The 11,085-nt window shown below is 58.9% G+C and carries 7 protein-coding genes; 4 read left to right on the forward strand and 3 right to left on the reverse strand.

Translation table 11 applies throughout. The features are described from left to right. Positions 1-166 precede the first annotated feature (166 nt). From BV106_RS04270 to BV106_RS04280, 3 genes are all read left to right on the forward strand, one after another. On the forward strand, positions 167-2,635 hold the full coding sequence (locus BV106_RS04270; protein WP_081891510.1) for a DUF1592 domain-containing protein: 2,469 nt from the start codon (positions 167-169) through the stop codon (positions 2,633-2,635). A gap of 61 nt (positions 2,636-2,696) precedes the next feature. Beyond that, on the forward strand, positions 2,697-4,058 hold the full coding sequence (locus BV106_RS04275; protein ID WP_038160959.1) for a DUF1552 domain-containing protein: 1,362 nt from the start codon (positions 2,697-2,699) through the stop codon (positions 4,056-4,058). A gap of 165 nt (positions 4,059-4,223) precedes the next feature. Continuing rightward, entirely contained in the window at positions 4,224-5,516 is a 1,293-nt protein-coding gene (locus BV106_RS04280; protein WP_038160960.1) for a hypothetical protein, read from the forward strand. A gap of 512 nt (positions 5,517-6,028) precedes the next feature. On the opposite strand, the gene BV106_RS38100 is transcribed toward BV106_RS04280, so the two are convergent. The 3 genes from BV106_RS38100 to BV106_RS04300 form a co-directional block, all read right to left on the reverse strand. Further along, positions 6,029-6,553, reverse strand: coding sequence for a CsgG/HfaB family protein (locus BV106_RS38100; protein ID WP_265595320.1), 525 nt, complete (start codon positions 6,551-6,553; stop codon positions 6,029-6,031). Between the two features lie 582 nt (positions 6,554-7,135). Continuing rightward, a complete protein-coding gene (locus tag BV106_RS04295; protein WP_038160965.1) occupies positions 7,136-8,878 on the reverse strand; it encodes an AAA family ATPase in 1,743 nt (580 codons plus the stop codon). Between the two features lie 32 nt (positions 8,879-8,910). Continuing rightward, positions 8,911-9,711, reverse strand: a complete 801-nt coding sequence (locus BV106_RS04300; protein WP_038160967.1) for a lipid II flippase Amj family protein — start codon at positions 9,709-9,711, stop codon at positions 8,911-8,913. 505 nt (positions 9,712-10,216) lie between these two features. Here BV106_RS04300 and BV106_RS04305 point away from each other — a divergent pair. Then, entirely contained in the window at positions 10,217-10,945 is a 729-nt protein-coding gene (locus tag BV106_RS04305; RefSeq protein ID WP_038160969.1) for a hypothetical protein, read from the forward strand. Positions 10,946-11,085: the final 140 nt, after the last annotated feature.

The following is an 11,085-nucleotide window of genomic DNA, read 5'->3' on the forward strand; positions in this document are numbered from 1 at the left end:
ATCGCCGCTGGCCGCCGCTTCACGAACGTGATCTCAGTCTGGTGTCTGACGTCTGGCAGTCTGGTGTCTCCCACGCAGTGGTCCCCCGAATACTCGGGGGTGCTCCTTGGGCAATCGCTGCAAAAAAGATAGCCGTCTCAGGGTATTTTGGGAACCGCCCTCGCGCATGACTTCCCGTTCCCGTCTTCTTTCCCCCTTCCGTGCCGGCTTGTTGACGCTGGCGGCGGCCCCCTGCTGGGTATCGGCGGCACCAGCTCCGGCTCCGAACGCAACCCCTGCTGCCGCGCCCCTGGCCGGACTCCAGCCGGAGTTGCGCACCTATCTCGAGACTCACTGCCTCAAGTGCCACGACGCAGATACGGACAAGGGCGACTTCCGCATCGACAACCTCTCTCCCAAGATCGGCTTCGAGGACAGCCCGCAGTGGCTGGAGATCATGGAGCGCATCAACTCCGGGGAGATGCCGCCCAAGAAGGAGAAGGTGAAACCCACCGCCGATGAGAGCGGGAAGTTCGTGGCCCGGGTGGCCGCCCGCATGAAGGAGGGCGAGTCCGCCCGCATGGCGGCCCGTGGCAAGGTTTCCTATAACCGCCTGAGCCGCGATGAGTATGTGAACACCGTGGAGGATCTGCTGGGCGTGCACTTCGATGCCACGGACCCTGGCGGCTTCCTGGAGGATGCCGAGTGGCATGGGTTCGAGCGCATCGGCTCAGTGATGACGCTCTCCCCTTCCACCGTGGAGAAGTACATGGCCGCTGCGGAGACCGTCCTGGCCGAGGCCTACCCGTTGAAAAAGCCTGTGCCCATCCAGGTGTCAAAACGCGCCATCGAGGAGAAGCAGGTGGACGAGAACCACCGCGAACGCCTGCGCGAGCTGGGCCTGCTGGACAAGGTGCGCTTTGAGATGTGGCCGGGCGACATCTTCCGCTACTCCGCCCCGGCAGAACCCCTGCCGGAAGCCGGGATCTATGAAATCACTTACACGCTGAGCGGCCTGAAGCCGGAGAAAGGCCGGGCGCCGCGGCTCTTCGTGTATGAGTCCAAGCTGGACCGCGTGCTGCATGAGCAGGACATCATCGCCCCAGAGGACCAGCCGGTCACTGTCACCTTCCGCGCCCACCTGCCCAAGGGCCGCCCGAGCATCAATGTCCTCAATGATGTGCCCGGCCCCTCCAACAACCCGCGCTCCGGCCGCCATGGGAACCGCCCCTTCATCAGCCTCAAGGACGGCCGCATCCCCTGGCAGATGAAGTTGACCGATGAGCAGGGCCGCCCGCGCTACGCCTTCCTCATCATGGACAGCGTCTCCTGGAAGGGGCCCATCATCACGGAGGAGCAGCAGCGCCGCCGGGATGAATACGTGCCCGCCCAGGAGGGCAACCTGGACCAGGTGCGCGAGGGCCTGGGCAAACTGGCCCGCCGCGCCTTCCGCCGCCCCGTCACGGGCGAAGAACTCGACGGCTATGTGAGCATCGTGAAGGCGGAGCTCGCCGCCGGAGAAAAGTTCCACGATGCCGTGAAGGCGGGCATGCTCTCCATGCTGTGCTCGAAGAGCTTCCTCTTCCTCGCCGAGGGTGACGAGGACGCCCAGCGCCACACGTTGAACGACTGGGAGATCGCCTCCCGCCTCTCCTACCTCTTCTGGAGCACCATGCCGGATGATGAACTGCTGGATCTGGCGGAAAAAGGCAGGCTGCAGGACAAGGCAGAACTCGCCCGGCAGACCGCCCGCCTGCTGGCCGATCCGCGCTCGAAGCGTTTCACCGATTCCTTTGCCGCCCAATGGCTGCACCTGCGCAAGGTGGGTCGCTTCCCACCCGACAAGAAGCTCTACCCCGACTACGACCTGAATCTGGAGAAGAGCATGGTGGGCGAGACGAAGGCTTTCTTCCGCCAGGTGCTGCAGCAGAACCTGACCCTGCGTGAGTTCTTGAACTCAGACTGGACGATGCTGAACGCGCGTCTTGCAGAGTTCTACGGTGTACCGGCTACCGACCTGCCGCGGGATGAGTTCCAACGCGTGGCCCTCGCTGGGGAAAGCCGTCGCGGCGGTCTGCTCACCCAGGCCTCCGTGCTCTCCCTCACGTCTGACGGTACCCGCCACCGTACGGTGCATCGCGGGGTGTGGCTTTCTGAAGCCATCTTTGGCAAGACTCCGCCACCTCCGCCGGCGAATGTGGACCCCATCGCGCCCAATCCGGTGGACGCGCCGAAGGCCACCCTGCGCATGAAGCTGGAGGCCCACATCCACGATCCCAACTGCGCCTCCTGCCACGCCAACATCGATCCCTTGGGCCTCGCCTTTGAGAACTACGACGCGATCGGCCGCTGGCGCACGGAGGAGATCGTCGCCGAAGGCCAGGGCCAGAACCCCGCCATCAATGCCAGTGGCAAGCTGCCCGACGGACGCACGTACCAGACCCCGGAGGAGTTCAAGGCGCTCCTCATGTCGAGTCTGGACGGGTTCAATGAAACCTTCATCGAGAAGCTCGCCACCTATGCCCTGCGGCGCAGCCTCTCCTTTGACGACCGCGCCCGGCTCCACGCCATCGCCGCCGTTTCCAAGTCCAAGGACTACCGCCTCCAGGACCTCGTCACCGCCCTCGTCACCTCGGACCTCTTCGTCCACCGCTGACGCGCTGAGCGAGTCTCCTCATTTATAATTCATCATTCCTAATTCATCATTTTTAGCCGCCATGCCCAACCTCAACTTGAACAAATGGCAGATCAGCCGCCGCCAGATGCTGCGCGGCCTCGGGGCGTGCATCTCCCTGCCCCTGCTGGATTGCATGGCCTCCCTGCCCGCGCCCTCCCGGCCGAAGCGCAGCGTGTTCCTGTACATCCCCAACGGAGTGAACACCCTCACCTGGCAGTTGGACAAGGCGGGCACGGACTTCAAGTTTAACGAGACCATGGCGGCCCTGGAGCGGCACCGGGCAGACGTCACGCCCATCAGCGGTCTGCACCACCCCATGGTTCTAGGGAAGCATCACAACTGCGACAAGGTCTGGCTCACCGGTGCCGATGTGCCGGGGGATGGCGGGGCGTTCCGCAATTCCGTCTCGGCCGACCAGCTCATGGCGGAGGTGCAGGGGGCTTCCACCCGCTTCAGCTCGCTGGAAATGGCCATCGAGGGCCACTCCCTCGCCTGGTCTCGCGATGGCATCCAGCTCCCGGCCGAGCGCAACTCGCAGGCGATCTTCAACCTGCTCTTTGGCGTGGAGAAGGACAGCAAGGAGACCATCCGCCGCCGCCTCACCCGCCGTGGCAGCATCCTCGACCTCGTGGCCGATGACGCGAAGCGCGTGAACAAGAAGCTCGGTACGGAGGATCGCAACAAGCTGGACGAATACCTCACCGCCGTGCGTCAGGTGGAGGAGCGCACGAAGCGCGCGGACGAGTGGCTCAATGTGCCCAAGCCCGCCCTTTCCCAAACGGATGCCGCCCGCCTGAGCCGGAAGCTGGACATGAGCGTGGTCACGGAGTACCACCGCCTCTTCTACGACCTCATGGTCATGGCCCTGCGCACGGATTCCACCCGCGTGCTCACCTGCATGATCTGTAGCGAGTCCAACGGCGGCGCCATCCCGGACATCGGCATCTCCCAGACGCGCCACGGCCTCTCCCACCACAACGGTGACCCTGAACAGCTCCGCCGCCTCACCCAGACGGACACCTTCCTCATCGAGCAGCTCGCTTATTTCCTCGATCAACTCAAGGCCCACCAGGAAGACGAGCGCTCCCTGCTGGACTCCACCCAGGTGCTCTGGGGCAGCGGCATGGCCTATGGTCACAGCCACGGAAATGCCAACCTGCCCACCATCCTGGCCGGCGGTCGCGGCCTGGGCTACATGCACGGTCAGCACGTGGACTTCAACCTGCCCAAGATCGGCCAGTACAACGTGGCCGACGCCATCGGCCACTACAAGATTTGCTCCCGCCCCGTGGACAGCGACGCCCGCCTGAGCAATCTGCTGCTTACCATGCTGCAGCGCGTGGATGTGAAGGCGGAGACGTTCCAGGACAGTGTGCGGCAGTTGGGGGAGTTAGTCTCCTGATGCAAGAGGGTCAAGGGAAGAGGGATAAGGGCCAAGGGTGAAGTGTGGCGGCTCCGCCGCGAGTGTTCTTTCCAGCATCCCCTGCCACATCTGGTGCCTTTGTCCCTTGATCTCGCATTCATGGCTTATCCCTTACCCCTCTTCCCTTACTCCTTCCGTTCGCTCATGCCTTCCCGCACCATTGCTCTTGCTCTAGGTTTCCTCGCTGCGTTTCCGTCATTCCTACACTCCCAGGAATCAGCGCGCGCCCCCTTCCGCGTGGACGCGGATGGCCCCGTGAACCCTGGCAGCGGCGGAGGCGGCAACAAGAAGGATGCCAAGCCCGGGGTGCCGCCATGGTACCAGATCGAGGAAGGCGAGTTTCCGCCCGAGGGCTCGGCCCATGCTGTCTCCGGAGAACTCATCATGGTGGATCATCTGGAGCGGAAGTTCCACCTGCGGGTGGACCGCAATGACAGCCAGGACCGCGCGGTGTGGGATCTGCCGCTGGAGTCGGTCATGCTGCCTTATGGTTCCGTCTGGTACCAGGGGGCTCTCGCGGATCTGCGGGACATCCCCCTGGGCACGCATCTGCACGGGCAGTTTTACATTCGTGCGGTGGATGACACCACTCCACCACCGAACCGCTACTTCCGCCGCAAGACACCCGAGATCGATTTCCGCCGCTGCTTCCGGCTGGAGGATGACCTCACCTTCCGCCTGCGCCAGAAGCAGCAATGGAAGATTGACTCCGTGAACCTCGCGGACATGAAGCTGGTGGCGACCCTGCATGATGCTGAGGGCAAGCCCATTCCCGGCCCAGCCACAACGGAGCGCATCTTCGACCTCCTCACCAGCACCCGCGTGTTTCAGGGCAAGGGCTTTGCCGATCTCCAGGCCCTACAGCCGGGGCAATCCGTCTTGTTCAATCTCACTTGGGTCACGTTGTATGGACCCGGCCGTATCACGGAGGTGTATCTGGACGATGCCGCCCGCCAGCTCGCTGCCGCCCAGCAGTTGGAGCGCCACCGCAATCTCGTACGCGAGCGCGGCCTGCCGGGCTGGATCGATGCCGTGGAGGATGAGCCCCAGACGGTCACCATCACGTTCTTCGACAACGTCGATCCCGCCCTCTTCGCCGAACTGCGCAAAGCCCCGCCGCCGCCCGCTCCCGGCACTGCGGCCGCTACCACCTTCGATCCCAACGCCCCCTACGAGCCTCGCGGCGGCATCGCCGTGGCCCTGCCCTCCCTCATGACTTACGATCCCGTGAACGACCGCAAAAGCGGCCCGATCGTTGAGATCAAAGAAAACCAACACCCGCAAACCATCGGCCGCGGCAACAGCGGCGTGCAGATCACCGTGAAGGTGGACATGATGCTCGAAGGCTACCGGCCCAAGCGGATCGTGCGATTCTATCCTGGTGCGTGGAAGGTGCTGGAACTCCCACGGGAGGAGAAGTACGAGGGGAGAGAGTGAGAGAAGCGAATGCGGAAGTGGGAGTGCGGAATTCGGAATGGGGGTGTTTGTCCCGCCAGCATATCGGGTGATCAGGATCTCTGAAGACTACCAATGCCTGGCGACGAAGTCGCTGTGGAGTGCGTGCGTGAAGCGCCGCTTTCGCCTGCCTGCACAACATCCGCCAACCACACGGTCTTCACCAGCCCCCTGCTCCCCTGATCTGGTTCAAGGAGGTGACATCGATCCGCAAAAGCGGCGCTTCACGCCGGCACTCCACAGCCTCGCAAGCGAGGCCAGGTGTTGACCGGCTCTCAATGCTCCAACTCTCCCTAGGCTTCCGACATCAACCTTACCTTCAGTATCCACCTTCCTGATACAACATTCGCCAGCCCCAGCGATGCCGAAGGCATCGTAGAAGTTAGCCGGGGGTTAAGCGAGCGACACCCCCGGTTGGCAGAAAGAGAATTCCACCCTGAAGGGGTGGCAGAGCCACCTGCCATGCCCCGTCGTGAACGGGAACGAACCAACACCTACCTCAACTGCTTCGCGTAGGTGTTCTCGAACTCATTGACCAGATCCCGGGCTCCCCGTTGGATGTCCCCTTGGGTGCTAATGGCACTCGTCCACATCGGGTTCCCGTACTTTGCCGCCCACAAGATCTCGCCACTGCTGACGGAGACCAATCGCAGGTTGATGTTCACGTGCTCGAAGCTGGAGAGCGGTCCGCCCGCAGCCGTGACCGAACCCACAAACAGCTTTTGCACCCCCAGCTGTCGTCCAATCTTTGGCAATGAAAAGTCAGCGAAGCGCCTGTTACCGGCATAGCCCAGCTCCTTCAAGACCTGGTCGATCTGCGAACGCTCAACCATGCGAAACCCGCTTTCCAACAGCTTGTGCGTGATCATGTCGGAGGCCTGGGTGCCCAACTCCCCATCGAGAGGCATCACGGCCAGGAGGGGCCCAGACGTTGCTCCTGCTGAAGGCGAAACGGAGGTGGTGGAGGCGCACGACGTGATGAACGCCATGAAGAACAAGAGAAGGGAGATGCGCACCATAGAAAAATTTCCCGCAACCTCGATTTTCAACTTGGTTAGCCGGGTTGGCAATCCGTCGCTCAAACTGATGCTCCAGGAAAGCGCAAAAAGAAGGATTCTGCAGGTGGAGGCTTTCCACCGCATTTCCATCAGACTTGCAACCTCACTCTCCGCCCCCTTATTCTTCTTTTCGCTTTTCCGAAAATAGAGATGGCATCTCTCTGTCCCACGCACCGATGCCGAAGGCATCAAAGAAGGGAGCCGGGGTTTGAGCGAGCGTAGCGGACGATACCCCCGGTTGGCAAAAAAAAGAACTCCACTCCGAAGGGGTGGCAGAGACATCCGCCCCGCCTTTTGCTCACTTTCAAGCTAATCTTAGTCAGCCATGTGCCACCCCCCAAGTTCTCCTTCTTGAAATCCGCACTCCGCGCAAAAGGCAAGTTTGCTCGTCCTAAGGGGGCGGGCGCACGACGGACAATCTGGACCGCAGTCCGACCGTCGGTGCGGCAAGGCGACACTACTAGAGGCAAGTTCATTCCTATAAATTCTCAACCTTTCTTCCTAAGTCAGTCATGACTTTGGTGCCTCCATTGCAAATTTTTGCTATTCGATGTGCGGGAATCCGAAGTAAGCCGCGATGTCCTTAATAATCTCTTTGAACCCTTCAAAAGTATCCGCTTCGAGTCCGCAAACATACTTTGAAAAGTCGTCCTTATGCTCATCCATCACTTCCCAAAGTAGGTAAAGCATTTCAGCATCGTCAACTCCTCGTGACCTACAATATTCAACAAAAGTCAAATTGGGGTTGGAAAATTCGTTCTCTTGTATGATGTTTTTCCTTTCAATTAGCCAACCCTTATTCCTAGCATGTTCCCAACAAAAGTGTGGAAACATTTCTTCGAGTCGGATCGGCAACTTCAAACCTTTGCCGAGAACACTCCGGATGTGCTTAGGCGGCACGAGCACTTTGGCTCTTGCTAGTTTTCCTGAACTGATCTTCGCATGTTCATTGATTTCCCTTTTTCCCGTCTTCCCGTCTTGGTCACAGTCCAAATAGCCCAACGCTTTTTCTGACCTTCTACCGTGCGCCCAAGCGACTAGCATATCTTTGACCCACCCCACCCCCGCACCGGTTTGAGAACAAACGCGGAGCTTGCCATTGTATTCGGGTGCAAAATGTTCAAAGGCACGCTCAAACACTCGCTTGTCAGTCAGACCCTCAACGAATAGCGTAGGAAGGAACTCATCCTTTAGCTTTTTGAGATTGGCAGCCAGTTTTTCACGTTCCTCAAGCGCAGTCTTTAAATATGGTGCAATGAAAGGTAGTAGCCCCATCTGTTCATCTAGCTCAGGCAGAGAAGCAGACTGCAGCATTTCCACTTCGGTTCCCTTTTCTTTCGTGTTTTTCACTAAATAGAGCTTCGCGTCCTCGTCCGTTTCGATTTGACCGTAGAATGCTGGAGAGTGCGTCGTGAGAAGTATCTGCACATCGCTAGCGTAGTTCCGAAAGTCTTCCGCTAACTCGACGGCCTTCGAAAGCTCTAGATTGTTCTCTGGCTCCTCGTATCCCCATACTGTGAAGACTGGAACGCTCCCTTGCACGCGGTTCACATTCGCTTGACGTGCAAAAAAATCCAGCAATATGGGGATGTGTCGTACTTTCACTCCATCTCCACGTTGCGATAAAGCAACAGAATATTCGGACCCCTTAGATCTAAATTCCAAGCGGGAGAATAGCTCTCGAAGGTTACTGGGAAGCTCCAGCCCGGAGTCGATTTTCAACCGCCTGCTAACCTCTTCTAAGATGGACCGGCTACTTGTATTAATTGCTTCCGTGAAACTACTCGAAGCCGCTCTAATTTCATCTTCCACGGTTTGTGCCAGCATGTCGTAGAGGTCGCCCAGCAGGGCGGCAAAATAGTCACTACCCTTTATTGCCGGCACATATTCAAACCTTGTTGAACGAAGTAATTTAGGTATTCGCGATCGCTGTGGCAATGATTCAAAATCCGCAAATACCATGGTTTCCGAATGAATGCCGTCTCGACGCCAAACTTTCTCCCAGTAAACCTGCTTTTCGGTGGAATAGCTCTTAGGCACTTGAATCGTCAATCCGATCAGTATCTCCTTAGCTTTCTTGTTTGGCACATTCGCGAAGTTGCAAAAATTTAGGTCAAAATTGTTGCCGCTAATCTCACCTGACTTATTGAAGAAAAGATCCAACGATCTCAGAATATTCGACTTGCCTTCATCATTGTTCCCGACAAAAGCGTTAAGTCTACTCAACGAGATGTCCTGACGAGAGACTGACCTGAAGTTATGTATTCTTAGTCTCTTTATTTCCATACAATGTTGATCTATTTGATGACTCGCAGTTTTTATATCCACCTCGCCACCACCGCAATTAAATAGGCACAGGGCACCAGCAACGCCTGCGCCAGGATCACACCAACAAGTCTCGCTCCCACCAATGAGACAATGGCTGCCCGGAAAGCCGGCTGCCCGACCCTGCGCTGCGCGACATCGTCTGTGAGCAGGGAGATTTGAGGATCCAAAAGCAGAAACATGACGATTGTCGCCATGCCATTGACGATGGGAGACAGGCTACTGCAAGTAACCCGATAATCAGGCTCCAACGCACCCGCATAGAGCGAGGCAAAAACACCGACTGTCCACAAGGCCACGGCCAACACGTTGAGCCCCAGAAAACTCCAGGAGAGACCTCCGCGAGTGCTCAGGCTGTGCCAGTTGCCGGAAACGGGAGTCGCGAGGTAGTAAGAGTACAATCCCCAGCGGCGCGGATGTAACCCGTGCAAAGTGAGGCGCAACAGAGAACGATGCGTCTGTAGCAATCGGACTGCCCGGGTGAACATGCGCTGGGCCGTGGGAATCAAGACCGCGCCCACCAAGGTCGCCAGAGCGGCCGAGGCCAATATCCACTGAAAGTCCGCAAACAAGGTGGTGGACGGTGCACCCATAGTAGTCTCAATCCGCTTCGCCAGAAAAGGAGCCTGAAAGGAATTGGATGTGCGCGAAACGAGGATGAGCAGGTTGAAGAGCGTGAGCGCGCTGGCGATATGACCAGTGGCGACTCCAGCAATGCGGGCGGCGTATGCCAGGGTGCCGATGAGGTGGATGACAAAAGTCAGCCCACAAATGATGACCAGTTGCATGTCCATAGGCGTGCGGTCGGTGAAAGGTAATGCAGTCTCGCAGACAAAACAGAATGCCATAGCCTTGGAAATTCAAGAGAATCTTCCTCCACCCGATTATGAACACATTTCAGAAATCCGTGTTGCTGGCTGCGAATCATTTGCGTGCTTCTCAGCCTCATCCTGGTAGCAATCACGTTTGCGGCGTTCGGAGATGATGTGGGCAATGGTTGGACGGTAGCAATGACCCTGTGCTAGGGTACTTGGGTTGTCCACGCAGGAGTGACGGCCAACCGTGAGGGGAGAGTAGATTGATGGCAGGGTGCCGAATCCTGATCACCTGCCATCAGAGCAACTCATTGATCCCGATGACATTGCCTCAACAAAAGTGACGCCTCTTGTTCGCTTTTGGAAGGTGCAATTCGGGATTCCATCTGCCGATTTTCGTCACGCTTCCCTTCCCTGTTCGCCCCACTGCTCTCCATTCACCTTCTCCCTTGACCAACCGGGGTTTGTTTGGTTCGTTACGACCATGAAACCCTCCCCCCTGGGCCTCATCTTTGGTGTACTGTGCACCATTGCGCCTTTTGCTGTGTCCGCAGACGATTTTGCGGCGCAGCTGACGAAGGTGACCACCACGCGCGGCGAGACCTTTCACAACTGCAAGGTGTTGAATTTCACACCGGATACCGTGACCCTCATGCACGACGGCGGGGTGAAGAAGGTGAAAATGGATCAGGTTCCGGCAGCGTTGCAGCAACGGTTCCAATACAATGAGGACACGGCCACTGCCTTCGCGGAGGCGGAGCAGGTACGGCAGAAAGAAATGAGGGCGCAGGAAGTCGAACGGGCCCGTCAGGAGGAGATCGCTGCTGCGGATGCCCTGTCCCGCATGCCCATTCCGGCTTATCAGGATCGCTCACCCACGGTCGCCCAGCTTGAGCGGCAGGTCCTGGCTGCGGCAGGGTACTCCAGCCTGCCCTACTCCGGCGGCAGCAGCTACTACGTCCCCAACTACAGCGACTACAGCAGCCGCTACTACGCCAAGCGCAACAACTACCGGGCTTCCTCCTATTACTATTCGTCGCTGCGGCGACCCGTGGTGATCTACTACACGGCGCCAAGCTGCTTCACGAACCCGTATGCGCGGTCGTACGGCAATGTCGCCTGCCGGGCCCAAACTGGGTGTCGCTCTGCATCGGTGCAGCGAGTCTCGCGCCCCCGGACGTCGGTGCAGCGCTGGGTGAGTCGGCCGAGGTGAGGGGTGGACACAAGACGGGAAGACTCAAGACGCAAGACCTGAGGTCAGGGGTTGTTGAGCTTTGGGAGGGGAATGGACCGGGGGCCCCTTTCCGAATACGCACCGCAGGGTTGTGCGCCCTCAAGGAGCGGCGGTTTGTG

The sequence above is a fragment of the Verrucomicrobium sp. BvORR106 genome, assembly GCF_000739655.1.
Taxonomy (GTDB): domain Bacteria; phylum Verrucomicrobiota; class Verrucomicrobiia; order Verrucomicrobiales; family Verrucomicrobiaceae; genus Verrucomicrobium.

Excerpts from the sequence above, each read along its gene's own strand:
- BV106_RS04280 (WP_038160960.1), top strand. The coding sequence starts at position 4,224 with ATGCCTTCCCGCACCATTGCTCTTGCTCTAGGTTTCCTCGCTGCGTTT.
- BV106_RS38100 (WP_265595320.1), bottom strand. The coding sequence starts at position 6,553 with ATGGTGCGCATCTCCCTTCTCTTGTTCTTCATGGCGTTCATCACGTCG.
- BV106_RS04275 (WP_038160959.1), top strand. The coding sequence starts at position 2,697 with ATGCCCAACCTCAACTTGAACAAATGGCAGATCAGCCGCCGCCAGATG.
- BV106_RS04305 (WP_038160969.1), top strand. The coding sequence starts at position 10,217 with ATGAAACCCTCCCCCCTGGGCCTCATCTTTGGTGTACTGTGCACCATT.
- BV106_RS04270 (WP_081891510.1), top strand. The coding sequence starts at position 167 with ATGACTTCCCGTTCCCGTCTTCTTTCCCCCTTCCGTGCCGGCTTGTTG.
- BV106_RS04295 (WP_038160965.1), bottom strand. The coding sequence starts at position 8,878 with ATGGAAATAAAGAGACTAAGAATACATAACTTCAGGTCAGTCTCTCGT.
- BV106_RS04300 (WP_038160967.1), bottom strand. The coding sequence starts at position 9,711 with ATGGACATGCAACTGGTCATCATTTGTGGGCTGACTTTTGTCATCCAC.